This window comes from Streptomyces sp. YKOK-I1 (genome assembly GCF_054660435.1).
Genome location: NZ_BAAGDR010000001.1, coordinates 2,771,539 through 2,796,026, shown reverse-complemented (window position 1 = coordinate 2,796,026; position 24,488 = coordinate 2,771,539). Strand labels below are relative to the sequence as shown.

At 70.6% G+C, this 24,488-nt stretch carries 25 protein-coding genes; 14 read left to right on the top strand and 11 right to left on the bottom strand.

All coding sequences use genetic code 11. The annotated features are described in order from the left end of the window. Nucleotides 1–2 precede the first annotated feature (2 nt). Genes pgl through tkt form a run of 5 tightly spaced genes read right to left on the bottom strand, consistent with a single transcriptional unit; the run spans nt 3 to nt 6,796 of the window. Entirely contained in the window at nt 3–785 is a 783-nt protein-coding gene (gene pgl / locus ACYQ8Q_RS12030; protein WP_460064355.1) for a 6-phosphogluconolactonase, read from the bottom strand. Then, on the bottom strand, nt 782–1,975 hold the full coding sequence (gene opcA / locus ACYQ8Q_RS12025; protein ID WP_460064353.1) for a glucose-6-phosphate dehydrogenase assembly protein OpcA: 1,194 nt from the start codon (nt 1,973–1,975) through the stop codon (nt 782–784). Before opcA ends, pgl begins: the two co-directional genes overlap by 4 nt. After that, nucleotides 1,972–3,510 (bottom strand): glucose-6-phosphate dehydrogenase, encoded by a 1,539-nt coding sequence (zwf, locus tag ACYQ8Q_RS12020; protein ID WP_460064351.1) that lies wholly within the window; start codon nt 3,508–3,510, stop codon nt 1,972–1,974. The genes opcA and zwf overlap by 4 nt, the downstream gene beginning before the upstream one ends. A 4-nt stretch (nt 3,511–3,514) precedes the next feature. Continuing rightward, complete coding sequence (gene tal, locus ACYQ8Q_RS12015; RefSeq protein WP_460064349.1) at nt 3,515–4,657, bottom strand: transaldolase; 1,143 nt, start codon at nt 4,655–4,657, stop codon at nt 3,515–3,517. A 33-nt stretch (nt 4,658–4,690) separates the two neighbouring features. Then, on the bottom strand, nt 4,691–6,796 hold the full coding sequence (tkt, locus tag ACYQ8Q_RS12010) for a transketolase (RefSeq protein ID WP_460064347.1): 2,106 nt from the start codon (nt 6,794–6,796) through the stop codon (nt 4,691–4,693). Nucleotides 6,797–7,233: 437 nt separating this feature from the next. Between tkt and ACYQ8Q_RS12005 the strand changes: the two genes are divergently transcribed. The 3 genes from ACYQ8Q_RS12005 to ACYQ8Q_RS11995 all read left to right on the top strand — a co-directional run bounded on the left by ACYQ8Q_RS12005 (nt 7,234) and on the right by ACYQ8Q_RS11995 (nt 9,752). Beyond that, nucleotides 7,234–8,151: a heme o synthase gene (locus tag ACYQ8Q_RS12005; protein WP_460064346.1), complete on the top strand. Its 918-nt coding sequence runs from the start codon at nt 7,234–7,236 to the stop codon at nt 8,149–8,151. Nucleotides 8,152–8,230: 79 nt separating this feature from the next. Next, nucleotides 8,231–8,572: a hypothetical protein gene (locus tag ACYQ8Q_RS12000; protein WP_460064345.1), complete on the top strand. Its 342-nt coding sequence runs from the start codon at nt 8,231–8,233 to the stop codon at nt 8,570–8,572. 73 nt (nt 8,573–8,645) lie between these two features. Further along, complete coding sequence (locus ACYQ8Q_RS11995; protein ID WP_460064343.1) at nt 8,646–9,752, top strand: amidohydrolase family protein; 1,107 nt, start codon at nt 8,646–8,648, stop codon at nt 9,750–9,752. A 19-nt stretch (nt 9,753–9,771) separates the two neighbouring features. On the opposite strand, the gene ACYQ8Q_RS11990 is transcribed toward ACYQ8Q_RS11995, so the two are convergent. The 4 genes from ACYQ8Q_RS11990 to ACYQ8Q_RS11975 form a co-directional block, all read right to left on the bottom strand. Beyond that, the gene (locus tag ACYQ8Q_RS11990) at nt 9,772–10,782 is read right to left on the bottom strand and encodes a COX15/CtaA family protein (protein ID WP_460064342.1); all 1,011 of its coding nucleotides are present in this window, start codon (nt 10,780–10,782) and stop codon (nt 9,772–9,774) included. 87 nt (nt 10,783–10,869) lie between these two features. Continuing rightward, complete coding sequence (locus ACYQ8Q_RS11985; protein WP_460073273.1) at nt 10,870–11,586, bottom strand: ABC transporter permease; 717 nt, start codon at nt 11,584–11,586, stop codon at nt 10,870–10,872. A gap of 50 nt (nt 11,587–11,636) precedes the next feature. Beyond that, on the bottom strand, nt 11,637–12,560 hold the full coding sequence (locus ACYQ8Q_RS11980) for an ABC transporter ATP-binding protein (protein ID WP_460064340.1): 924 nt from the start codon (nt 12,558–12,560) through the stop codon (nt 11,637–11,639). A gap of 88 nt (nt 12,561–12,648) precedes the next feature. Further along, nucleotides 12,649–13,446: an AAC(3) family N-acetyltransferase gene (locus tag ACYQ8Q_RS11975; RefSeq protein WP_460064338.1), complete on the bottom strand. Its 798-nt coding sequence runs from the start codon at nt 13,444–13,446 to the stop codon at nt 12,649–12,651. A 173-nt stretch (nt 13,447–13,619) separates the two neighbouring features. Here ACYQ8Q_RS11975 and ACYQ8Q_RS11970 point away from each other — a divergent pair, with 173 nt between their 5' ends. Genes ACYQ8Q_RS11970 through ACYQ8Q_RS11935 form a run of 8 tightly spaced genes read left to right on the top strand, consistent with a single transcriptional unit; the run spans nt 13,620 to nt 20,174 of the window. Continuing rightward, nucleotides 13,620–14,363, top strand: a complete 744-nt coding sequence (locus ACYQ8Q_RS11970) for a helix-turn-helix transcriptional regulator (RefSeq protein ID WP_460064336.1) — start codon at nt 13,620–13,622, stop codon at nt 14,361–14,363. Continuing rightward, a complete protein-coding gene (gene sufB / locus ACYQ8Q_RS11965) occupies nt 14,360–15,781 on the top strand; it encodes a Fe-S cluster assembly protein SufB (protein WP_055636903.1) in 1,422 nt (473 codons plus the stop codon). Before ACYQ8Q_RS11970 ends, sufB begins: the two co-directional genes overlap by 4 nt. A gap of 59 nt (nt 15,782–15,840) precedes the next feature. Further along, complete coding sequence (gene sufD, locus ACYQ8Q_RS11960) at nt 15,841–17,022, top strand: Fe-S cluster assembly protein SufD (RefSeq protein WP_460064333.1); 1,182 nt, start codon at nt 15,841–15,843, stop codon at nt 17,020–17,022. Beyond that, complete coding sequence (locus ACYQ8Q_RS11955) at nt 17,022–17,339, top strand: non-heme iron oxygenase ferredoxin subunit (RefSeq protein WP_340381383.1); 318 nt, start codon at nt 17,022–17,024, stop codon at nt 17,337–17,339. The genes sufD and ACYQ8Q_RS11955 overlap by 1 nt, the downstream gene beginning before the upstream one ends. Nucleotides 17,340–17,346: 7 nt before the next feature. Beyond that, on the top strand, nt 17,347–18,111 hold the full coding sequence (sufC, locus tag ACYQ8Q_RS11950; protein ID WP_055636906.1) for a Fe-S cluster assembly ATPase SufC: 765 nt from the start codon (nt 17,347–17,349) through the stop codon (nt 18,109–18,111). After that, complete coding sequence (locus ACYQ8Q_RS11945; RefSeq protein WP_460064331.1) at nt 18,108–19,364, top strand: cysteine desulfurase; 1,257 nt, start codon at nt 18,108–18,110, stop codon at nt 19,362–19,364. The genes sufC and ACYQ8Q_RS11945 overlap by 4 nt, the downstream gene beginning before the upstream one ends. Before the next feature lie 16 nt (nt 19,365–19,380). Beyond that, on the top strand, nt 19,381–19,845 hold the full coding sequence (gene sufU / locus ACYQ8Q_RS11940; protein WP_067258568.1) for a Fe-S cluster assembly sulfur transfer protein SufU: 465 nt from the start codon (nt 19,381–19,383) through the stop codon (nt 19,843–19,845). After that, nucleotides 19,842–20,174: a metal-sulfur cluster assembly factor gene (locus tag ACYQ8Q_RS11935; RefSeq protein ID WP_171140724.1), complete on the top strand. Its 333-nt coding sequence runs from the start codon at nt 19,842–19,844 to the stop codon at nt 20,172–20,174. Before sufU ends, ACYQ8Q_RS11935 begins: the two co-directional genes overlap by 4 nt. A 76-nt stretch (nt 20,175–20,250) precedes the next feature. Here the strand turns inward: ACYQ8Q_RS11935 and ACYQ8Q_RS11930 are convergent, their stop codons facing one another. After that, on the bottom strand, nt 20,251–21,138 hold the full coding sequence (locus tag ACYQ8Q_RS11930) for an AbfB domain-containing protein (RefSeq protein ID WP_460064329.1): 888 nt from the start codon (nt 21,136–21,138) through the stop codon (nt 20,251–20,253). Nucleotides 21,139–21,338: 200 nt separating this feature from the next. Here ACYQ8Q_RS11930 and ACYQ8Q_RS11925 point away from each other — a divergent pair, with 200 nt between their 5' ends. Both ACYQ8Q_RS11925 and ACYQ8Q_RS11920 read left to right on the top strand, forming a co-directional pair. After that, a complete protein-coding gene (locus ACYQ8Q_RS11925) occupies nt 21,339–21,659 on the top strand; it encodes a DMT family transporter (RefSeq protein ID WP_460064327.1) in 321 nt (106 codons plus the stop codon). Then, on the top strand, nt 21,659–22,261 hold the full coding sequence (locus ACYQ8Q_RS11920; RefSeq protein WP_460064325.1) for a TetR/AcrR family transcriptional regulator: 603 nt from the start codon (nt 21,659–21,661) through the stop codon (nt 22,259–22,261). Before ACYQ8Q_RS11925 ends, ACYQ8Q_RS11920 begins: the two co-directional genes overlap by 1 nt. Here ACYQ8Q_RS11920 and ACYQ8Q_RS11915 read toward each other — a convergent pair. Next, on the bottom strand, nt 22,185–23,114 hold the full coding sequence (locus ACYQ8Q_RS11915; RefSeq protein WP_460064324.1) for a winged helix-turn-helix transcriptional regulator: 930 nt from the start codon (nt 23,112–23,114) through the stop codon (nt 22,185–22,187). The genes ACYQ8Q_RS11920 and ACYQ8Q_RS11915 overlap by 77 nt on opposite strands. Nucleotides 23,115–23,260: 146 nt before the next feature. On the opposite strand from ACYQ8Q_RS11915, the gene ACYQ8Q_RS11910 reads away from it, so the two are divergent. After that, nucleotides 23,261–24,427: an MFS transporter gene (locus tag ACYQ8Q_RS11910; protein WP_460064322.1), complete on the top strand. Its 1,167-nt coding sequence runs from the start codon at nt 23,261–23,263 to the stop codon at nt 24,425–24,427. Nucleotides 24,428–24,488 lie beyond the last annotated feature (61 nt).

Sequence of the window (24,488 nt, the reverse complement as noted above, 5' to 3'; positions counted from 1 at the left end):
TCTCAGGGAGACGCCGGCGGATACAGCGACCTGGGCAGCTGAGAGGCCGCCGCCTGGTCCAGCAGCCACAGGGTGCGGGCCCGGCCGCGGGCGCCCGCCGCCGGTGCCTGTATCTCCCCCGCGTCCGACAGGGCGATCGCCGCGGCGTTCGCCTTGTCCTCGCCCGCCGCGAGCAGCCACACCTCACGGGCCGCCCGGATGGCCGGCAGGGTCAGCGTGACCCGGGTCGGCGGGGGCTTGGGCGCGCCGTGCACCCCGACCACCGTGCGCTCGGTCTCCCGAACGGCCGGCAGCTCGGGGAAGAGCGAGGCCACATGGGTGTCCGGGCCGACGCCCAGCATCAGGACGTCGAAGGTGGGCACGGTGCCATGGTTCTCGGGGCCGGCCGCACGGGCCAGCTCCTGCGCGTACGCCTCCGCGGCCGCCTCGACGTCGGCGCCGTACGGACCGTCGGACGCGGGCATGGCGTGCACGCGCTTCGGGTCCAGCGGTACGGCGTCCAGCAGGGCCTCACGGGCCTGGGTGACGTTGCGCTCCGGGTCGCCCTCGGGCAGGAAGCGCTCGTCGCCCCACCACAGGTCGAGCCGGCCCCAGTCGATCGCGTCCCGGGCCGGCGCGGACGCCAGCGCGGCCAGCAGACCGTTGCCGTTGCGGCCGCCGGTGAGGACCACGGACGCGTAGCCCCGGGAGGCCTGCGCGTCCACGATCCGGGTGATGAGGCGGGCCGCGGCGGCCTGCGCCATCAGCTCCTTGTCGCGGTGCACGACCAGCTGCGGGGCGTTCACCGCGCCGCCTTGCCGGTCAGCCCGGAGGGGACCGCCTTCAGTGGTGCCGACGTCAGTGGTGCCTGCGTCGCCCCTTCCGCCCCGGGAGCTTCCGCAAGGCCTTCGCCGGCGTCCGGTTCTCCTTTGGCCGGCTCGGCGTCCACCTCGGCGTCCACCTCGGCCTGCTCCACGGCGGCCCCGGCCTGCACCAGCGCCGCCTCCGCCTTCTCCAGGGCGGCCCGGGCCTTCTCGACCCCGGCCGGTTCCGGCACCGCCACCGAGGCCGACGCGTTCAGCCGCTCCACCCCGAAGCGCAGGGCGGAGGCGTAGGTGTCGTCCGGGTCCAGCCGGCGCAGCTCCTCCGCGATCAGCTCGGCCGTCTCGCGGCGCTTGAGCGCCACCGCGCGGTCGGGCTGGCCCTCGATGGAGAGCGTGGCCAGCGAACCGTCGGCCCGGTCCAGGGTGATCGGCCCGCTGCTGGTGGCCATGCGCACGGCCGTCAGCCCCGGCCCGCCGGACAGCGAGCGCCGGACGGGGACGTCCAGCCGGTCCGCGAGCCACATCGCCAGCAGCTCACAGCTCGGGTTGAACTCCTCGCCCTCCACCTCGACCGACTCCACCTCGCAGGTGACCTGGTCCAGCGCCGCGGCCAGCATCGAACGCCAGGGCGTGATGCGGGTCCACGACAGGTCCGTGTCACCGGGGGTGTAGGTGTCGGCGCGGGCGCCCAGCTCGCGCACCGGCTGCTCGCAGGCATAGGTGTCGGTGACCCGGCGCTGGGCCAGCGCGCCGAGCGGGTCGGCGGCCGGGTCCAGCGGCGCGTTCACCGGCCACCACACGACGACCGGGGCATCCGGCAGCAGCAGCGGCAGGACGACCGACTGGGCATGGTCGGACACCTCGCCGTGCAGCCGCAGCACGACCGTCTCGCCGGTGCCCGCGTCCGCGCCCACCCGCACCTCGGCGTCCAGCCGGGACTGCGTGCGGTCGCGGGGCGTGCGCGAGACGCGCCGGATGACCACGAGCGTGCGCGAGGGATGCTCGCGGGAGGCGTCGTTGGCGGCCTTGAGCGCGTCGTACGCGTTCTCCTCGTCGGTGACGATGACGAGTGTGAGCACCATGCCCACGGCCGGGGTGCCGATCGCCCGGCGGCCCTGCACCAGCGCCTTGTTGATCTTGCTGGCGGTGGTGTCCGTGAGATCTATCTTCATGGCCGGCGCCAGCTCCGTCCGTCTCGTTCGAGCATCTGGTCCGCCTCGACGGGCCCCCAGGTGCCGGCCGGGTACTGCGCGGGCCGGCCGTTCTCGTCCCAGTACCGCTCGATCGGGTCGAGGATCTTCCAGGACAGCTCCACCTCTTCCGTGCGGGGGAAGAGGTTCGAGTCGCCCAGCAGGACGTCGAGGATGAGGCGCTCGTACGCCTCGGGCGAGGACTCCGTGAAGGACTCGCCGTAGGCGAAGTCCATGGACACGTCCCGGATCTCCATCGAGGTGCCGGGCACCTTGGAGCCGAAGCGGACGGTCACGCCCTCGTCGGGCTGGACGCGGATGACGATCGCGTTCTTGCCCAGCTCCTCCGTCGCCGTGTGGTCGAAGGGGGAGTGCGGGGCGCGCTGGAAGACGACCGCGATCTCGGTGACCCGGCGGCCGAGCCGCTTGCCGGTGCGCAGATAGAAGGGGACGCCCGCCCAGCGGCGGTTGTCCACCTCGACCTTGATGGCCGCGTAGGTGTCGGTCTTCGACTGCGGGTTGATGCCGTCCTCTTCGAGATAGCCGATGGCCTTCTCGCCGCCCTGCCACCCGGCCGCGTACTGCGCCCGCACGGTGTCCCGGCCCAGGTCCTCGGGCAGCCGTACCGCCCCGAGCACCTTGGTCTTCTCCGCGGCCAGCGCGTCGGCGTCGAAGGAGGCGGGCTCCTCCATCGCGGTCAGCGCCATCAGCTGGAGCAGGTGGTTCTGGATGACGTCACGGGCGGCGCCGATGCCGTCGTAGTAGCCCGCCCGGCCGCCGATGCCGATGTCCTCGGCCATCGTGATCTGGACGTGGTCCACGAAGGACCGGTTCCAGATCGGCTCGAACATCGTGTTGGCGAACCGCAGCGCCAGGATGTTCTGGACGGTCTCCTTGCCCAGGTAGTGGTCGATGCGGAAGACCTGGTCCGGGGCGAAGACCTCGTGGACGACCTTGTTGAGCTCCTCCGCGGAGGCCAGGTCGTGCCCGAACGGCTTCTCGATGACGGCGCGCCGCCAGGAGTCCTTCGTCTGGTCGGCCAGCCCGTGCTTCTTCAGCTGCTGGATGACCACCGGGAAGGAACGCGGCGGCACCGACAGGTAGAAGGCGAAGTTGCCACCCGTGCCCTGGGCCTTGTCGAGCTCCTCGATCGTCGCGCGCAGCCGCTCGAAGGCGTCGTCGTCGTCGAAGGTGCCCTGCACGAAGCGCATGCCCTGGATGAGCTGCTGCCAGACCTCCTCACGGAAGGGCGTGCGGGCGTGCTCCTTGACGGCGTCGTGGACCTCCTGCGCGAAGTCCTCGTGCGCCCACTCGCGGCGGGCGAACCCGACCAGCGAGAAACCCGGCGGCAGCAGACCCCGGTTGGCGAGGTCGTACACGGCGGGCATCAGCTTCTTGCGGGACAGGTCGCCCGTCACGCCGAAGATGACCAGGCCCGACGGCCCCGCGATACGCGGGAGCCGTCGGTCGGCGGGGTCACGCAGCGGATTCGCTCCGGAACCGGAAAGGGGAGGCAAGGACTCAGCCCTCCGAAGGAGCGAGGCGCTCCAGCTCCGCCTCGGTGGACTTGAGGAGGTCGTTCCAGGAAGCCTCGAACTTCTCGACGCCCTCGTCCTCGAGCAGCTGCACGACCTCGTCGTACGAGATGCCGAGCCGCTCCACGGCCGCGATGTCGGCACGGGCCTGCTCGTACGTCCCGGCGACGGTGTTGCCGGTGATCTCGCCACGCTGCTCGGTCGCCTGGAGGGTGGCCTCCGGCATGGTGTTGACCGTGTTCGGCGCGACCAGGTCGTCGACGTACAGGGTGTCCTTGTACGCCGGGTCCTTCACCCCGGTCGAGGCCCACAGCGGACGCTGCTTGTTGGCGCCGGCGCTCTCCAGCTTGCTCCAGCGCTCGGTCGGCTGTGCCGAATTGTCGCCAGAGGCGAACACCTCCTCGTACGCCTCGTAGGCGAGCCGGGCGTTGGCGAGAGCGGCCTTGCCACGCGCGGCCTTCGCCTCGTCGGTGCCCAGCGCGTCCAGGCGCTTGTCGATCTCGGTGTCCACCCGGGACACGAAGAAGGACGCCACCGAGTGGATCAGCGAGAGGTCGAGACCCTTCTCCTTGGCCTTCTCCAGACCGGCCAGGTAGGCGTCCATCACCTCGCGGTAGCGCTCCAGCGAGAAGATCAGCGTGACGTTGACGCTGATGCCGTTGCCGATGACCTCGGTGATCGCCGGCAGACCCGCCCGGGTGGCCGGGATCTTGATCAGCGTGTTGGGGCGGTCCACCAGCCAGGCCAGCTGCTTGGCCTCGGCGACCGTCGCCCGGGTCTCGTGCGCCAGGCGCGGGTCGACCTCGATCGACACCCGGCCGTCCTGGCCGCCGGTGGCGTCGAAGACCTGGCGCAGGATGTCGGCCGCGTCCCGGACGTCCGCCGTGGTGATCATGCGGATGGCTTCCTCGACGGTGACCTTGCGGGCCGCGAGGTCGGCGAGCTGCTGCTCGTAGCCGTCGCCGCCGCTGATCGCCTTCTGGAAGATCGACGGGTTGGTGGTGACGCCCACGACGTGCTGCTGGTCGATCAGCTCGGCCAGGTTGCCGGACGTGATCCGCTTGCGCGACAGGTCGTCCAGCCAGATCGCGACGCCCTCCTCGGAGAGGCGCTTCAGTGCGTCTGTCATGGAATTACATCTCCTACGTGTCGTATATGAGCGTCAGCGCCGGGCGTCGGCGAGCCCGCGGACGAATTCAAGCGAGTCCCGCGCCTTCGCGGCCACGTTCTCGGCAGTGAAGCCGTACTCCTGGAAGAGGACCTTGCCGTCGGCCGAAGCACCGAAGTGCTCCAGGGAAACGATGCGGCCGGCGTCCCCGACGTACTTGTGCCAGGTCAGACCGATCCCCGCCTCGACCGAGACACGGGCCTTCACGGACGGCGGCAGGACGCCGTCCCGGTACCCCTGGTCCTGCTCCTCGAACCACTCCACGGACGGCATGGACACCACACGCGTCGGCACCCCGTCGGCCTCCAGCGCCTCGCGCGCCCCGACGGCCACATGCACCTCGGAACCGGTGGCGATGAGGATGACCTCCGGCGTGCCGTTCGACGCCTCGAAGAGGATGTAACCGCCACGAGCGGCATCCTCGTTGGGCTCGTACGTCGGCACGCCCTGGCGGGTCAGCGCGAGGCCGTGCGGGGCGCCCTTGCCGAAGACCTTGGTGTGGCGCTTGAGGATCTCGCGCCAGGCGATCGCGGTCTCGTTGGCGTCGGCCGGGCGGACCACGTTCAGGCCGGGGATGGCGCGCAGCGAGGCCAGGTGCTCGACCGGCTGGTGGGTCGGACCGTCCTCGCCGAGACCGATGGAGTCGTGCGTCCACACGTACGTCACCGGCAGGTGCATCAGCGCCGAGAGCCGGACGGCGTTGCGCATGTAGTCGGAGAACACGAGGAACGTGCCGCCGTAGATACGGGTGTTGCCGTGCAGCGCGATGCCGTTCATCTCCGCGGCCATGGAGTGCTCGCGGATGCCGAAGTGGATCGTGCGGCCGTACGGGTTCGCCTCCGGCAGCGGGTTGTCCGCGGGGAGGAACGACGACGTCTTGTCGATCGTCGTGTTGTTGGAGCCCGCGAGGTCGGCCGAGCCGCCCCACAGCTCCGGGATCACCGCGCCGAGCGCCTGGAGCACCTTGCCGGAGGCGGCACGCGTGGCGACGCCCTTGCCGGGCTCGAAGACCGGGAGCTTCTCCTCCCAGCCGGTCGGCAGCGCGCCCGCGGCGATCCGGTCGAACTCGGCGGCGCGCTCGGCGTTGTCGTCGCGCCACAGCTGGAAGGACTTCTCCCACTCGGCCTTCGCCTGCGCGCCGCGCTCCAGCGCCCCGCGGGTGTGGGCGATGACCTCGTCGGCGACCTCGAAGGACTGCTCCGGGTCGAAGCCGAGGACGCGCTTGGTCGCGGCCACCTCGTCGTCGCCGAGCGCCGAGCCGTGCGCGGCCTCGGTGTTCTGCGCGTTGGGGGCGGGCCAGGCGATGATCGAGCGCATCGCGATGAAGGACGGCTTGTCCGTCACCTGCTTCGCGGCCTCGATCGCGTTGTAGAGGGCGTGCGGGTCGAGGTCGCCGTCCGGCTTCGGGGCGACGCGCTGCACATGCCAGCCGTAGGCCTCGTACCGCTTGACGGTGTCCTCGGAGACGGCCGTCTCGGTGTCGCCCTCGATCGAGATGTGGTTGTCGTCCCACAGCAGGACCAGGTTGCCCAGCTTCTGGTGGCCGGCCATCGAGGACGCCTCGGCGGAGATGCCCTCCTGGAGGCAGCCGTCACCCGCGATCACGTACACGAAGTGGTCGAAGGGGGACTCGCCCGCCGGGGCCTCGGGGTCGAACAGACCGCGCTCGTAGCGGGCGGCCATCGCCATGCCGACGGCGTTCGCGACACCCTGGCCCAGCGGGCCGGTGGTGGTCTCGACGCCCACTGTGTGGCCGTACTCGGGGTGACCCGGGGTCTTCGAACCCCACGTACGGAAGGTCTTCAGATCATCCAGCTCAAGGCCGAAACCGGCCAGGTAGAGCTGGGTGTAGAGGGTCAGGGACGAATGGCCCGCGGACAGCACGAAACGGTCGCGGCCCACCCAGTCGGCGTCCGCCGGGTCGTGCCGCATCACCTTCTGGAAGAGGGTGTAGGCCGCGGGCGCCAGGCTCATCGCCGTACCGGGATGGCCGTTGCCGACCTTCTGTACGGCGTCGGCGGCCAGGACACGCGCGGTGTCGACGGCCCGCTGGTCCAATGCGGTCCACTCGAGGTCTGTGGTGGTCGGCTTGGTGCTCACCCTGGGTCAGGGCTCCTCTCCACATGTCGAATACCGGCTGTTCCGGGCACGCGCCCACCGGCTGCCGGGGGACTGGATGCCCACCGGCCGCTGTCGAGCCTACCCCTGCGGGGACGTGCGTTTTTTCGAGTCATTCCAGACTGCCGGGCCTTGCTGCGATCCGCCTGCCGGCTGGCCGGAACCGCACTTGGCACTTGAATACGGAGCCGCTCATCTGACTGCTCAATCGAGCCCCAGTACGACTCATCGGAAGCCCCCCGCACACCCCTCCCCGGGGCCCCTGCCAACACGACCCCACCCCCGCGAAGGCCGGGGTATGGGCAACGTCTACAGTGGCGTGGTACGCGCGAGCCTTTACCCCGCATTCACATGGGGAGGCTTGCTGGGAGTCTCTGTCAGGGGTGTGCGTGACGGCCGTTGAATCCCGTCCTGTGGGGATGATCGGGACGAGCCAGAGCCCGAGCCGGCGGCCGCTGAGGGCCCGGGTCATGGGGTTCGTGGCGCTGACCAAGCCGCGGATCATCGAGCTGCTGCTGATCACCACCGTTCCGGTGATGTTCCTGGCGCAGCAGGGTGTGCCGGACCTCGGCCTGGTGCTGCTCACCTGCCTCGGCGGCTATCTGTCCGCGGGCGGCGCCAACGCGCTGAACATGTACATCGACCGCGACATCGACGCCCTGATGGACCGCACCTCGCAGCGCCCGCTGGTCACCGGCATGGTCTCGCCGCGCGAGTGCCTGGCCTTCGGCGTCACCCTCGCGGTGGTCTCGACCCTGCTGTTCGGGCTGACCGTCAACTGGCTGTCCGCCTGGCTGTCGCTCGGAGCGCTCCTCTTCTATGTCGTCGTCTACACGATGATCCTCAAGCGGCGCACCGCGCAGAACATCGTGTGGGGCGGCATCGCCGGCTGCATGCCGGTGCTGATCGGCTGGTCGGCCGTGACCAACTCGCTGTCCTGGGCCCCGCTGATCCTCTTCCTGGTCATCTTCTTCTGGACGCCGCCGCACTACTGGCCGCTGTCCATGAAGGTCCGTGAGGACTACGCGCGCGTGGGCGTCCCGATGCTCCCGGTCGTCGCCTCCAACAAGGTGGTCGCCAAGCAGATCGTGATCTACAGCTGGGTGATGGTCGCGGTGTCGCTGCTGCTCACCCCGCTCGGCTACACCGGCTGGTTCTACACCTCCGTCGCGCTGGTGGCGGGCGGCTGGTGGCTGTGGGAGGCGCACGCTCTGCAGAACCGCGCGAAGGACGAGGTCACGGGCGCGAAGCTGAAGGAGATGCGGCTGTTCCACTGGTCCATCACCTATGTCTCGCTGCTGTTCGTGGCGATCGCGGTGGACCCCTTCCTGAGGTGAGCCCTGAGATGAGCCCTGAGGTGAGCGTCACTCACCCCGGCCGTCGCCGATCGATCTACCCGTCGGTAGCATCCTGACCATGGCAGACACGGCAGACACGCAGCAGGTTGACGCGAAGGACGAGCGCAGGGTCGCCCGGCTCGCCAAGCAGATCAGCGCCTTCTCGAAGCAGCACGGCGGGGCCGAGGGCCAGGTCGCGTACATCGGCGAACGCGGGGCCCGGATCGTCCTCGTCGGCGAGGACGGCGGCTGGGGCGACCTGGTGGCGCCCTCGGTGGAGATCGCAGGGAAGGCCGTGGAGAAGGCCGGCATCACCGTCCACGAGTCCTTCGACGGCGAGTTCGCGGCCAAGGTGCGCACCGGGCCGTACGAATGGACCCGCATGGCCGGAATCCAGGTGGGCGGACCGAGCAACGGCTGACCGACCCAACACCTGACACCGGGTTCACCCGTTAGGACCTTCATCGGTACGAGGTCCAGTCGCGGGAGTCCCGATGATCGAAACGCCGTCCCTGGTGGACCAGTACTGCCACGGCGTGCTCAGAACCGAGCTGGGTCTCGGCACCTTCGAGGCCCAGCTGGCCCGTACCGAGGGCCCGCCCGCCCCCGGTACGACCCTCTTCGACACCCAGACCGGATTCGCCGTACGCCGCTGGTGCCCCCCGCTGCTCGGCCTGGAACCGCACTGCACACCCGCCCGCTATCTCGCCCGGCGGCGTGAGCTCGGCGTACTGGAGTCGGGCCGCAGACTGCTGCGCGGCAGCGGCATCACGACGTACCTCGTCGACACCGGACTGCCCGGCGACCTCACCCACCCCCAGGAGCTGGCCGCCGCGGGGGCCGCCGACGCCCGTGAGATCGTCCGCCTCGAACTGCTGGCCGAACAGGTCGCCGACACCTCCGGCACCGTCGAGGCCTTTCTCGCCAATCTCGCCGAGGCCGTCCACTCGGCCGCCGTCGGCGCCGTCGCCTTCACCTCCGTCGCCGGGGTCCGGCACGGCCTCGCCCTGGCGCCCGAGCCGCCCGGCCCCGGTGAGGTGCGGGGCGCGGCAGGTCGCTGGCTGGCCGCCCGCCGCGTCGGCGGCGAGCTGCGCGACCCCGTGCTGCTACGGCACCTGCTGTGGATCGCCGTCGCCTCGGGACGGCCCCTCCAGCTCCACGCCGGCCTGGGCGAACCCGGCCTGCGCATCGACCGCACCGACCCCGTGCTGCTGACCGGCTTCGTGCGCGCCACCGCCGGCCTCGGCACCGACCTGGTCCTGCTGCACGGCTACCCCTACCACCGCCAGGCCGCCCACCTCGCCGCCGTGTTCCCGCACGTCCACACCGACTCCGGCGCCGCGCTCGTGCGCACCGGCGCCCGCGCCGCGACGGTCCTCGCGGAGATCCTGGAGCTGGCCCCCTTCGGCAAGATCCTGTTCTCCAGCGGGGCACAGGCGCTGCCCGAGCTGCACGTGGTCGGCGCCCGGCTGTTCCGCGAGGCCCTCGGCCGGGTCCTGGGCGGCTGGGTCGCCGAGGGCGCGTGGTCCCTGACGGACGCCCAGCGGGTGGCGGGGATGCTGGCGGCGGGCAACGCCCGCCGGGTCTACGGGCTGAGCTGAACGGCAGTTGAGCCGAACGTCAGGCGTGCGAGCCGACCGAGGCCTGAGCCGCCGGACCCGGCAGCCCGGCCGTCGCCGCCGGACGCTCCCGCAGCGCCAGCAGCACCAGCAGCACCCAGATCCACACCAGCGCCGACCCGAGCATGTGCAGGCCCACCAGCACCTCGGGCAGGTTCGTGAAGTACTGGACGTACCCGATGACACCCTGCGCCAGCAGCACCAGGAACAGCTCCCGGGTGCGGTTCAGCGGGCCGCGCGGGGCGTCGACCGCCTTGAGGATGAACCACAGGGCGAAGGTCAGCGTCACCACGATCCACGCGAGCACCGCGTGCAGCTTGGCCACCGTCTCCCAGTCCAGCGGCATCCGCTCGACCTCGCTGGAGTCACCCGCGTGCGGACCCGCGCCGGTCACCACCGTGCCGACCGCGATCAGCAGCGCCGAGGCGAGCACCAGGAACCACACCAGCTGCTGCACCGGCTTGCCGACCAGCGGCCGGGGCTCCCCGTCGCCCTCCCGCGTGCGCACCCACATCACCACGGCGACCGCGATCAGCGCCGAGGCGAGCAGGAAGTGCGCGGCGACCGTGTACGGGTTGAGGCCGACCAGCACCACGATCCCGCCGAGCACCGCGTTGCCCATCACCAGCCAGAACTGCGCCCAGCCCAGCCGGGTCAGCCCCGCACGCCGCGGCTTCTCCGAGCGCGCGGCGATGATCGCCCAGCCGACGGCGGCGCACAGGACGTACGTCAGCATGCGGTTGCCGAACTCGATGGCGCCGTGGAAGCCCATCGCGCTGGTCGCGGTGAGCGAGTCGGCCGTGCACTTGGGCCAGGTCGGGCAGCCGAGGCCGGAGCCGGTGAGGCGCACGGCACCGCCGGTGACCACGATGATCACCGACATCACCAGCGCGGACAGGGCAGCCCGCTGAACCGTCCGGGGTGCGGGGGTCCAGCGTTCGGCGATGAAGGCGAGCGGGTTGCGCAGCGCCGCTACGGCGTCGGCACGGGTCACGTTTGGCACGCCCACCATCGTAGGCCGCCGCTTGTGCACACTTTCACGAGGGTCGCCTTCACGAGGGTCGCCTGCACGAGCGGATCCGGCTCCCTCGCGGGCGCCTCACTCCCAGCGGAAGAAGCGCCCCGCCGCCGCGAGCCCCGCCACCGCCCACACCGCCAGGATCCCCAGGTCCCCCCACGGCATGGCCGCGCCGTGCTGGAGGACGTCGCGCAGACCGTCGGAGAGGGCCGAGACGGGGAGGAGGGCGAGGACGTCCTGGGCGGCGGGCGGGAACTTGTCCAGCGGGACGATGACCCCGCCGCCCACGAGCAGCAGCAGGAAGACCAGGTTCGCGGCGGCCAGGGTCGCCTCCGCCTTCAGGGTGCCCGCCATCAGCAGGCCCAGGCCGGAGAAGGCCGCCGTGCCGAGGACGAGGAGGAGCAGGACGGCGAGCGGGCTCCCGTGCGGGTCCCAGCCCAGCGCGAAGGCGATCGCCGTCAGCAGGATCATCTGGAGCACCTCGGTGACCAGCACGGACACGGTCTTCGCCGCCATCAGCCCCCAGCGGGGGAGCGGGGAGGTCGCGAGCCGCTTGAGGACGCCGTAGCGGCGCTCGAAGCCCGTCGCGATGGCCTGGCCCGTGAAGGCCGTGGACATGACGGCCAGGGCGAGGATCCCGGGCGTGAGGAAGTCCACCGCCTCGCCCGCGCCGGTGTCCACGATGTCCACGCTGCTGAACAGCACCAGCAGCAGCGTCGGGATCACCACGGTGAGCAGCAGCTGCTCACCGTTGCGCAGGAGCATCCTCGTCTCCAGCGCCGCCTGCGCCGCGATCATGCGGGGGAGCGGGGCCGCGCCGGGCCGGGGGGTGTAGGTGCCGGTGGCGGTCACGAGCGCAGCTCCTTGCCGGTCAGTTCCAGGAAGACGTCCTCCAGGGTGTGCCGCTCGACCGAGATCCGGTCCGGCATCACCCCGTGCTGCGCGCACCACGAGGTGACGGTCGCCAGCAGCTGTGGGTCGACCTTGCCCACCACCCGGTACGAGCCCGGCGTCAGCTCGGCCGCGGAGGAGTCGGCGGGCAGCGCCTTGAGCAGGGAGGCGACGTCCAGGCCGGGGCGGCCGCTGAAGCGCAGGGTGTTCTCGGCGCCGCCGCGGCACAGCTGCTCGGGGGAGCCCTGGGCGATGACCCGGCCCCCGTCGATGATCGCCACGTCGTCGGCGAGCTGCTCGGCCTCGTCCATGTGGTGCGTGGTCAGGATGACCGAGACGCCGTCCGTGCGCAGGTCCCGGACGAGGTCCCACGTGGCGCGGCGGGCCTGCGGGTCGAGACCGGCGGTGGGCTCGTCCAGGAAGACCAGCTCCGGGCGGCCGACGACCGCCATCGCCAGCGCGAGCCGCTGCTGCTGGCCGCCGGAGAGCCGGCGGTACGTCGTCCGGCCGCAGGAGCCGAGCCCGAGCCGCTCGACCAGCGCGTCCACGTCCAGCGGATACGCGTGCAGCTTCGCCATGTGCCGCAGCATCTCGTCGGCCCGCGCCCCCGAGTACACGCCCCCGGACTGCAGCATCACCCCGATCCGGGGCCGCAGCTCGGACGCCTGTCCGACCGGGTCGAGGCCGAGCACGCGTACGGTGCCGGAATCCGCCGTGCGGTACCCCTCGCAGATCTCGATCGTGGTCGTCTTGCCGGCGCCGTTGGGTCCGAGGACGGCGGTGACGCCCGCCCGGGCCGTCAGCTCCAGGCCGTCCACCGCGGTCTTCGTCCCGTACCGCTTCACCAGGGCCTGGACCCGGACGACAGGCTCAGTTCGCATGGCCCCAGAGTCTAGGTTCGCCGCCGGGCGCTCCGACCGCCGGGTACCGGAACCGGCCGAAAGCGACCGCGCACCGGGCGGCCGGGGGTCAGAACTCCTCCTCGTGCGGGCGGTGCAGCGTCAGCCAGCGCTCGGCGTAGGCGACCGCGTCCGCGACCGGGAACAGCCGTACGTCGGCGGCGCCCGCCTTCCCCCGTACGACGGGCCGGTCCCGCTCGAAGTCGTGCCCCAGCTCGTCGAACCGGTCGGAGTCGATCGACACCTCGGTCACCGACTCCCACCCGTGCGGGCCGGGCCGGCCGACCTCCACCAGCGGGGCCGGGATCCGGTACTCGGCGAGATGGAAGCTGGTGCACGCGTCGTACCCGGCCCCCAGCAGCAGCACCCGCGCCCCCAGCCGCTCCAGCCGGGCCAGCGGACTGCGCTCGCCCAGCCGGCAGTCGACGGCGTGCCCCTCGACGATCTCCGCGGCCCGTGGGCCGAGCGCCGCGAACGACGTGTGCGGATGGGCGCTGCGCAGCGCTCCGGGCCAGGTGCGCACGGTCTCCGGGATCACCCCGAGGCCCCGGCTGGGGGTGACCAGGGGGTCGTAGACGGGCAGGGTGGCGCGGATCGTCTCCCACCACTCCCGCGGCACCGGCGGACGGCTCCACTCCGCCGGATCGGACAGCTCGCCGGTCTGCGTCGGGACCACGAGCGTGCCGTTCGGCCCCAGGGCGTCTTGGAGGCCCTGGACCACCGCGACGGGGCCTCCGCACACCCAGCCGAGGGAGCTGAGGGAGGAGTGGACGAGGAGGATTTCGCCCGGTTCGACACCCAGGTCCCGCAGCTGCGCCGCCAGGGTCTCCCGAGTGACAAGTGGGCCGGTCGGAGGGGGTGTGGGCATGGTCCTGCAGTGTCCCCGGAGCGGGCTGCCGGGGCCACTGGTTTAATCGGGGCTTTGATCGATCAGTGATCGTTTCCGCAGGTCAGATTAGGTATGCCTAAGTGACGCAGGGCACCGCGGGGCGGACCGGGCGCGGCTTGCCTGTGTTCGAGGAATTACGCAACAATGGCGTTGTGAAAAACGTCGGCGAGGCTCGGGAGACCCCCACGGGGACTCCTCATGAGGAGCTCGCGACCGGTGAGCGGTCCACCCGCAACCGCGTCGCGCGGTCCATCCTGGACCACGGGCCGTCGACCGTCGCCGAGCTGGCCGACCGCCTGGGACTCACCCCCGCGGCCGTCCGCCGCCACCTCGACGCGCTGGCCGCCGACGACGTCGTACAGCCCCGCGAGCAGCGGGTCTACGGAGCGCGCACCCGCGGCCGGCCGGCGAAGGTCTTCGCCCTCACCGACTGCGGCCGGGACGCCTTCGACCAGTCCTACGACACGCTCGCCGCCGACGCCCTGCGCTGGATCCAGCAGCAGTTCGGCGGGGACGAGGCCGTCGTCGCCTTCGCCCGCGCGCGGATCGCCGAGCAGGCCGGCGCCTACCGCGAGGCCATCGAGGCGGCCGCCCCCGAGGAGCGCACCGAAGCCCTGGCCAGGGCCCTGAGCGCCGACGGGTACGCTGCTACGGCGCGCAGCGCACCGGTCGGCGAGCAGCTGTGCCAGCACCACTGCCCGGTCGCCCACGTGGCGGAGAAGTTCCCGCAGCTCTGCGAGGCCGAGACCGAGGTCTTCTCCAAGCTGCTCGGAACGCACGTCCAGCGACTGGCCACCATCGCCCACGGCGACGGGGTCTGCACGACGTTCATCCCCAAGATTCCCGAGATTTCCCACAACGCATCTGCAAGCACGGCCGGGAGGAACCCCGCATGACTCTCCCCACGGAGACTGCCCACCCCGAACTCGAGGGCCTGGGCAAGTACGAATACGGCTGGGCCGACTCCGACACCGCCGGTGCCTCTGCGCGGCGCGGCATCAACGAGGAGGTCGTCACCGACATCTCCTCGAAGAAGTCCGAGCCGGAGTGGATGACCAAGCTCCGCCTCAAGGGCCTCAAGCTCTTCGAGAAGAAGCCCATGCCGAACTGGGGCTCCGACCTCTCCGGCATCGACTTCGACAACATCAAGTACTTCGTGCGCTCCACGGAGAAGCAGGCGGAGTCCTGGGAGGACCTGCCCGAGGACATCAAGAACACCTACGACAAGCTGGGCATCCCGGAGGCCGAGAAGCAGCGCCTCGTCGCCGGTGTCGCCGCCCAGTACGAGTCGGAGGTCGTCTACCACCAGATCCGCGAGGACCTGGAGGAGCAGGGCGTCATCTTCCTCGACACCGACACCGCCCTGAAGGAGCACCCGGAGCTCTTCAAGGAGTACTTCGGCACCGTCATCCCCGCCGGTGACAACAAGTTCGCCGCGCTGAACACGGCCGTGTGGTCCGGCGGCTCCTTCATCTACGTGCCGAAGGGCGTGCACGTCGAGATCCCGCTCCAGGCCTACTTCCGGATCAACACCGAGAACATGGGCCAGTTCGAGCGGACCCTGATCATCGTCGACGAGGGTGCCTACGTGCACTACGTCGAGGGCTGTACGGCCCCGATCTACAAGTCGGACTCCCTGCACAGCGCGGTCGTCGAGATCATCGTCAAGAAGAACGCCCGCTGCCGCTACACGACCATCCAGAACTGGTCCAACAACGTCTACAACCTGGTCACCAAGCGCGCCGTCGCCTACGAGGGCGCCACCATGGAGTGGATCGACGGCAACATCGGCTCCAAGGTGACGATGAAGTACCCCGCCGTCTACCTGATGGGCGAGCACGCCAAGGGCGAGACCCTCTCCATCGCCTTCGCGGGCGAGGGCCAGCACCAGGACGCCGGCTCCAAGATGGTCCACATGGCGCCGAACACCTCCTCCAACATCGTCTCCAAGTCGGTGGCGCGAGGCGGCGGCCGTACCTCCTACCGCGGGCTCGTCGAGATCGGCGAGGGCGCCCACGGCTCCAAGTCCAACGTGCTGTGCGACGCGCTGCTCGTCGACACCATCTCCCGCTCGGACACCTACCCCTACGTGGACGTCCGCGAGGACGACGTGTCCATGGGCCACGAGGCGACCGTCTCCAAGGTCTCCGAGGACCAGCTCTTCTACCTGATGAGCCGCGGTCTCTCCGAGTTCGAGGCGATGGCGATGATCGTGCGCGGCTTCGTCGAGCCCATCGCGAAGGAGCTGCCGATGGAGTACGCGCTGGAGCTCAACCGGCTGATCGAGCTGCAGATGGAAGGCGCGGTCGGCTAATCACCGGTCCGCACCCCATCAGCCCCCTTACGTAACGGAAAGCGAGCATTACGACAGCCATGGCTGAGGCTCAGAACATCCCCGCGGGGTCGACCACCGCGGGCGCGATCGCGGTCGCCGCCGAGTCGACCGTCGCCACGCGCATGAGCGCGCCCCCGTCCTTCGACGTCGCGGACTTCCCGGTCCCGCACGGCCGCGAGGAGGAGTGGCGGTTCACCCCGCTGGAGCGCCTGCGCGGTCTGCACGACGGCACCGCCGTCGCCACCGGCGAGGGCGTCAAGGTCGCCGTCGAGGCACCCGAGGGCGTCACCGTCGAACTCGTCGACCGCGACGACCCGCGCCTCGGCAGGGCGGGCACCCCCGTGGACCGGATCGCCGCCCAGGCCTACTCGGCGTTCGAGAAGGCCGGCGTGATCACCGTCCCCAAGGAGACGGTCCTCACCGAGCCCATCCGCATCGCGGTGCACGGCGAGGGCGGGGTCTCCTTCGGCCACCAGGTGATCCAGCTCGGGGCCTTCGCCGAGGCCGTCGTCGTCATCGACCACACCGGTGACGCGGTCGTCGCCGCCAACGTCGACTACGTCCTCGGCGACGGCGCCAAGCTCACCGTCGTCTCCGTCCAGGACTGGGACGACAAGGCCGTGCACGTGGCCCAGCACAACGCCCTCGTCGGCCGGGACGCGAGCTTCAAGTCCGTGGTCGTCACCTTCGGCGGCGACGTCGTACGTCTGCACCCGCGCGTCGCCTACGCCGGCACCGGCGCCGAGGCCGAGCTGTTCGGCCTGTACTTCACCGACGCCGGCCAGCACCAGGAGCACCGCCTGCTGGTCGACCACAACGTCCCGCACTGCAAGTCCCACGTCGTCTACAAGGGCGCCCTCCAGGGCGACGACGCGCACGCGGTGTGGATCGGCGACGTGCTGATCGAGGCCACGGCCGAGGGCACCGACACCTACGAGATGAACCGCAACCTGGTCCTCACGGACGGCGCGCGCGTCGACTCGGTGCCGAACCTGGAGATCGAGACCGGCGAGATCGTCGGCGCCGGCCACGCCTCCGCCACCGGCCGCTTCGACGACGAGCAGCTCTTCTACCTGATGGCCCGCGGCATCCCGGCCGACGAGGCCCGCCGTCTGGTGGTCCGCGGCTTCTTCGCCGAGCTGGTCCAGCAGATCGGTGTCCCGGACATCGAGGAGCGTCTGCTCGCGAAGATCGAGGCCGAGCTGGAGGCCACCGTCTGATGGCCTTCGTACGCGCCTGCGGACTGAGCGAGCTGGAGGACGACACCCCGAAGCGGGTGGAGCTCGACGGCACGCCGGTCTCGGTCGTCCGGACCGAGGGAGAGGTGTTCGCCATCCACGACATCTGCTCCCACGCGAACGTCTCGCTCTCCGAGGGCGAGGTGGAGGACTGCCAGATCGAGTGCTGGCTGCACGGCTCCGCGTTCGACCTCCGCACCGGCAAGCCGTCCGGCCTTCCCGCGACGCGCCCCGTCCCCGTATACCCCGTCAAGATCGAAGGGGACGATGTGCTCGTCTCCCTCACCCAGGAGTCCTGAGGCCACCATGGCAACGCTTGAAATCCGAGACCTGCACGTCACCGTCGAGGCCGACAACGCCACGAAGGAGATCCTCAAGGGCGTCGACCTCACCGTGAAGCAGGGCGAGACGCACGCCATCATGGGCCCCAACGGCTCCGGCAAGTCGACCCTGGCCTACTCCCTCGCGGGCCACCCGAAGTACACGATCACCGGCGGCACCGTGCTGCTCGACGGCGAGGACGTCCTGGAGATGTCCGTCGACGAGCGCGCCCGCGCGGGCCTGTTCCTGGCGATGCAGTACCCGGTCGAGGTCCCCGGTGTCTCGGTCTCCAACTTCCTGCGCACCTCCGCCACCGCCATCCGCGGCGAGGCCCCCAAGCTGCGTACCTGGGTGAAGGAGGTCAAGGAGGCCATGGAGCGCCTCAACATGGACCCCTCCTTCGCCGAGCGCAACGTCAACGAGGGCTTCTCCGGCGGTGAGAAGAAGCGCCACGAGATCCTCCAGCTCGAACTGCTCAAGCCGAAGGTCGCGATCCTCGACGAGACCGACTCCGGTCTGGACGTCGACGCCCTCCGCATCGTCTCCGAGGGCGTCAACCGCGTCCGGGAGTCCGGCGAGGTCGGCACCCTGCTGATCACGCACTACACGCGCATCCTGCGCTACATCAAGCCCGACCACGTGCACGTGTTCGCCGCCGGGAAGATCGTCGAGTCGGGTGGCCCCGAGCTCGCCGACAAGCTGGAGGCCGAGGGCTACGAGGCATACACGAAGGGTGGCGCATCCGAGTGACACAGCTGCCGGGCCTCCTCGACACCGAGGCGATCCGTAAGGACTTCCCCGTCCTGGACCGGCTGGTCCATGACGACAAGAAGCTCGTGTACCTGGACAACGCGGCGACCTCGCAGAAGCCGCGCCAGGTGCTGGACGCCCTGAGCGAGTACTACGAGCGCTACAACGCCAACGTCCACCGCGGTGTGCATGTGCTCGCCGAGGAGGCCACGGCGCTGTACGAGGGCGCGCGCGACAAGGTCGCCGCGTTCGTCAACGCGCCCAGTCGCGACGAGGTGATCTTCACCAAGAACGCCTCCGAATCGCTGAACCTCGTGGCGAACATGCTCGGCTGGGCCGACGAGCCCTACCGGGTGGACCGCGAGACCGAGATCGTCATCACCGAGATGGAGCACCACTCCAACATCGTGCCGTGGCAGCTGCTCGCGCAGCGCACGGGCGCGAAGCTGAAGTGGTTCGGCCTCACCGACGACGGCCGCCTCGACCTCTCCAACATCGACGAGATCATCACGGAGAAGACGAAGATCGTCTCCTTCGTCCTGGTCTCGAACATCCTCGGCACCGTCAACCCGGTCGAGGCGATAGTGCGCCGCGCCCAGGAGGTCGGCGCGCTGGTCTGCATCGACGCCTCGCAGGCCGCGCCGCACATGCCGCTGGACGTCCAGGCCCTCCAGGCCGACTTCGTGGCCTTCACCGGCCACAAGATGTGCGGCCCGACCGGCATCGGTGTGCTCTGGGGCCGCCAGGAACTCCTGGAGGACCTGCCCCCGTTCCTCGGCGGCGGCGAGATGATCGAGACGGTGTCGATGCACTCGTCGACGTACGCTCCCGCCCCGCACAAGTTCGAGGCGGGCACCCCGCCGATCGCCCAGGCGGTCGGTCTGGGCGCGGCGATCGACTACCTGAACGCCATCGGCATGGACCGGATCCTCGCCCATGAGCACGCGCTGACGGAGTACGCCGTCCGCCGCCTGGCGGAAGTCCCGGACCTGCGGATCATCGGCCCCACCACGGCCGAGGACCGGGGCGCCGCGATCTCCTTCACGCTCGGCGACATCCACCCGCACGACGTGGGCCAGGTGCTGGACGAGCAGGGCATAGCGGTCCGGGTCGGCCACCACTGCGCCCGCCCGGTCTGCCTGCGGTACGGAATTCCCGCGACCACGCGAGCGTCGTTCTATCTGTACTCCACGCCGGCCGAGATCGACGCACTGGTCGACGGCCTGGAGCACGTACGGAACTTCTTCGGCTGAGGGGCGTGCTGAAACCGTGAAGCTGGACTCGATGTACCAGGAAGTCATCCTGGACCACTACAAGCACCCGCACGGGCGTGGTCTGCGGGACGGCGACGCCGAGGTGCACCACGTCAACCCCACCTGCGGTGACGAGATCACCCTGCGGGTGAAGTACGACGGCACGAAGATCGAGGACGTCTCCTACGAGGGCCAGGGCTGCTCCATCAGCCAGGCGAGCGCGTCCGTCCTCAACGACCTCCTGGTCGGCAAGGACGTGTCCGAGGCGCAGAAGATCCAGGAGACCTTCCTGGAGCTGATGCAGTCCAAGGGCCGGATCGAGCCCGACGACGCGATGGAGGAGGTGCTGGAGGACGCGGTCGCGTTCGCCGGTGTCTCCAAGTACCCGGCCCGGGTCAAGTGCGCCCTCCTGAGCTGGATGGCGTGGAAGGACGCGACGGCCCAGGCCCTGGGCTCGGACGCCGAAAGGAAGACGGCATGAGCGACACCGTGGAGATGAAGCCGGCCTCCGAGGACGAGGTCCGCGAGGCGTTGTACGACGTCGTCGACCCCGAGCTGGGCATCGACGTCGTCAACCTGGGCCTCATCTACGGCATCCACATCGACGACGCGAACATCGCGACGATCGACATGACCCTGACCTCCGCGGCCTGCCCGCTGACGGACGTCATCGAGGACCAGGCCAAGTCCGCCACGGACGGCCTCGTCAACGAACTCCGCATCAACTGGGTCTGGATGCCCCCGTGGGGCCCCGACAAGATCACCGACGACGGCCGCGAGCAGCTGCGCGCGCTCGGCTTCAACGTCTGAGATCACCTGACGGAAACGAGAGAGTGGCGGCACCCCTTCCCGGGGGTGCCGCCACTCTCTTGTTTCTCCCGGCGTCTCAGCCCAGTCCGGCCACGAACCGGAACGCCGAGTCGGCGCGGTACAGCTCGCTGTTCTGGTATGTGTCGAGGCGGACCTGGAAGTCCTTGTGGCGCAGGTAGCGGCCCGGGTAGTTCACCGACTCCAGCATGACGGCGCCGGAGTAGGAGGAGGAGCGGGCGCAGAAGGTGGCGTCCTGCTTGAACAGCGAGGAGCCGTCGTAACTGTCGGCGCGCAGCACGAAGTTGCGGTGCCGCAGATACCGGCCGTCGTCCGTCTTGAAGGAGTAACAGGAGCTGTCCGTCAGCCCCTTGACCACGGTGAACGTGGAGTCCTCGCGGGACTCCGAGCCGCGCAGCGGGTCGAGCTTCACCAGACCGCTGCTCAGATGCCAGTAGCGGTCCGGGTAGTTGACCGACCGCACCGACCGCTCGTAGCTGGTCGGCGTGGGGTCGGAGGGCTTCTTGGTCGGCGACGCCGAGGCCTTGCCCGAGGTGTGCGGCGAGGGACTGCCGCTGCCGTCCGTCTCGTCGGCGGCCGACGAGGCGTCCCCGGCCGCCGAGGACGAGGAGGAGGCGGACGCGGAGGGGCTGTCGGCGCCCTGGGTGCCCTTGTCGCCGCCCGCCGTCGAGGAGGCGGTGCCGCTGGCGGAGACCGACGGCGTGGCGAACGAGATCAGCCCGTCCGAGTCGGGGTCGCCGGACAGCGCCCGCCCCTCACGTGCCTCCGAACCCCCGTCGGAATCCCGGTCGTTGACCGCGATCGCGGTCACACAGGCGACGACGGTGGCCACGGCGAGTCCGCCGGCCAGCCAGAGCCGTCGGGTTCCGGGAGCCCGGGAGGTGTCCGGGGCCCAGCCGTTCTCCCACGGTTGCTCCTGGGGCGGCCGGGACTTGTTTATTGGCATGCGCTAGTTCCTCCAGCGGCGCTGCTGACGGCGGCCGCGGCTGCGATGGCCCGGTGTATGAACGGTGAAACAGTAGTGGACGCTGTGGCTCAGGTTCAGCCGTTTGGGTGAGCGCTTTCGATAACGCTTTCGTAGCTGTCCGCAGGTTGCATGCGTACGTCCGTACATATCACCCCGATTCGTTGTGTACGCTCGTACACATGGGATACCTGACGCTCTCCGGAGCCATCGCCGCCGAGGTGGCCGCGACGACCGCCATGAAGTACAGCGAGGGCTTCAGCAGGCTCTGGCCCACGCTGCTGACGGCGGTGGGCTACGCCGTCTCCTTCCTCCTCCTCTCCCAGACCCTGAAGTCGGTCGGGATCGGCACGGCGTACGCGATCTGGTCCGGGGCGGGCACCGCGACCATCGCCGTCCTCGGCCTCGCCCTCTTCGGGGAGTCCCTCACCCTCACCAAGATCGCCGGAATCGTGCTGATCATCGGCGGAGTGGTGGTCCTGAACCTGGGCGGTGCGCACTGATGGCCCGCCGCTACGACCCCGAGCGCCGCCAGCGGATCATCGACGCGGCGATCCGCGTGGTCGGCCGCAAGGGCCTGGCCGGCCTCACCCACCGCTCGGTGGCGGCCGAGGCGGACGTCCCGCTGGGCTCCACCACGTACCACTTCACCACCCTCGACGACCTGATGACGGCCGCCCTGCGCCAGGCCAACGAGGGCTTCGCCAAGGTGGTCGCGGCCCGCGGCGCGCTGTCGGACCCGCAGGCCGACCTGCCGACCGAACTGGCGGCCTGGCTCGGCGCATGGCTGGCCGGCGACCGCACCGGCGTGGAACTGGAGTACGAGCTCTACCTGGCCGCCCTGCGCCGCCCCGCCCTGCGCCCGGTGGCGGCCGAGTGGGCCGATGCGATGGCCGCCCTCCTGGCCCCCCGCACCGACCCGCTGACGGCCCGCGCCCTGGTCGCCCTCATGGACGGCATCTGCCTCCAGGTCCTCCTCACCGACACCCCCTACGACGAGGAGTACGCCCGAGAGGCCCTCTCCCGCCTCATCCCCCCGTCCCCGTCCCCGTCCCCGTCCCCGTCGCCTTCCCCTTCTCCAGCCCCATCTGCCGCACCGCACTGAGCGCGGCCGCCACGCTCCCCGCCACATCGGTCACCGGATACTGCACATCCCGCACCACCCGCTCCCGGTCCACGACCAGGGTCAGCCGCTTCAGCCGCGTGGCGCCGGCCGCCCGGAACGTGGGCAGTCGCAGGGCGCCGATGAGCGACAACTCCGCATCGGACAGCAACGGAAACCCGAGCCCCTCCTTCTCGGAGAACTCCCGCTGCTCATCGGCCCGCTGGGTCGACACCCCCCGCACGGCGGCGCCCGCCTCCCGGAACTCCCCCCTCCGGTCCCGATAGGTGCACGACTCCAGCGTGCACCCCGCGGTCCCCGGAATGCCGGCCCACCCGGGCGGATAGGACGCGCCCCGGGCGAAGGCCCCCGGAAAGCAGTACAGAACGGTGTACGGCAGCTCGTCGTCGACCGGATCCCGCGGCTCCCCCCGGTCGTCGACCAGCCGCAGCTCCGGCACCCGGGTCCCCACGAGGGCGTGCACCCGCCGCCCCTCGGCGGACGCCTCCTCGCCCGTGGCCGTGGTCTCCCCGTCCCCCAGTACCCAGGCGTCCCCCCAGTCCTGAAGGGCCACCAGCACCGGCAGCAGCGCACGCCCCCTCGGGGTGAGCCGGTACTCGTACCGCACGGGCCGCTCCTGGTACGGCACCCGCACCAGCACGTCGGCCTCCACCAGCAGCCGCAGCCGCTCCGTCAACACCTTCCGGGACATCCCGAGTTCACGTTGCAGCGCGTCGAACCGATGCACCCCGCGCGCCGCGTCCCGCACGATCAGCAGCGTCCACCAGTCGCCCACGACGTCCAGGGCCTGCGCGATCGCGCAGGTGGAGTCCTCGAGGCTCGTCCTGCGGGCCATGACAGGCCTCCCTTCTCCATTGACCCGAGGCTGTCATGCTGACACAGTGAGTTCCCAAAAGGAACTCACTCAGAGGGGGACGGGTGCGAGGACTGAGAGAATTACCGCGACCGGTATGGCTGCTGGCGGCCGGCACGTTCGCCAACATGACCGTCAGCGTCAGTTTCGTCTTCGTCTTCCTCTATCTGACCGGCCCCCGCGCCCTGAGCCCCGGCGAGGCGGGCCTCCTGGTGGGCCTCGGCGGCACCGGCCTGCTCGCGGGCAACTTCACCGGCGGCTGGTACGGCGACCACCTGGGCCACCGCCGAGTCCTCCTCACCGCCGCGACCGCCTCCGGGGCCCTGCTCGCGGCCGTCCCCGTCCTTCCCACCCCCGCCCTCTACGCCGTCCTCCCCCTGGCCCAGTACACCTCCGGCGTACAGCGCGCGGCCAACTCCGCCCTCGTGGCGGTGATCGTCCCCGACGGCGCCCGCCGCCAGGCCTTCGCCCTGATCCGGGCCTCGGCGAACGGCGGCTTCACCATCGGCCCCGTCCTGGGCGCCTTCGTGGCCACCCACCTCTCCTACGACTGCCTCTACGCGGCCGAAGGCATCGGCGGCCTAGCCCTGGCGGCGTGGATGGCCCGCGTGTTCCCCGGCGGAGCGGCCCCCCGTCCCCGCCCGTCCCGTCACGAGACGGGCGGCCTCTGGCCGGAACTGCGCACCCGCCCGGCCGTCCTCACCCTCCTCCTGGCGATAGTCGTCACCGACATCGTCTACCGCCAGCAGTACTCCACGTTCCCCCTCTACCTGGCCGACCACCACATGGACACCGGCGTGTACGGCGCACTCCTGGCGGTCAACGGAGCGGTCCTGCTCTGCCTGGAACTCCCGGCGGCCCTGGCCCTGCGCCGCCACGCCCCCCTCCGTATCGTCGGAACGGGCCTCCTCCTGGTGGGCGCCGGCTACGCGACCCTCCTCCTGGGCGCGAGCATCATCACGGCCGTCGCCATGATGACCCTCCTCACCCTCGGCGAACTCCTCTACAAGACAACGGCCACCGCCTACATGGCGGACGAGGCGCCACCCCACGTCCAGGGCCGCTTCCAGTCCCTCTACGCGGGTGCGTCGATCACCGGCGTGGTCCTGGCGGCCCCCCTGGGCGGCACCCTCTACGCGGCGCAGCCGACCACCCTCTGGCCCCTGTGCGCGGCACTCGCGGCGCTGGCGGGAGCGGCGGTACTGACCGCCGCGCACCACAAGCCACGGGGGAGCGCGAAGGGGAACCCGAGGGAAGCGCCCCACAGCGAAAGCGCACAGCAGGCCGTCGGCTGACATCGCCCGCTCCTGGCTTCCCGCCCCCCTTGGCCCGCTACCTGAGACAACGCCCCGCTGG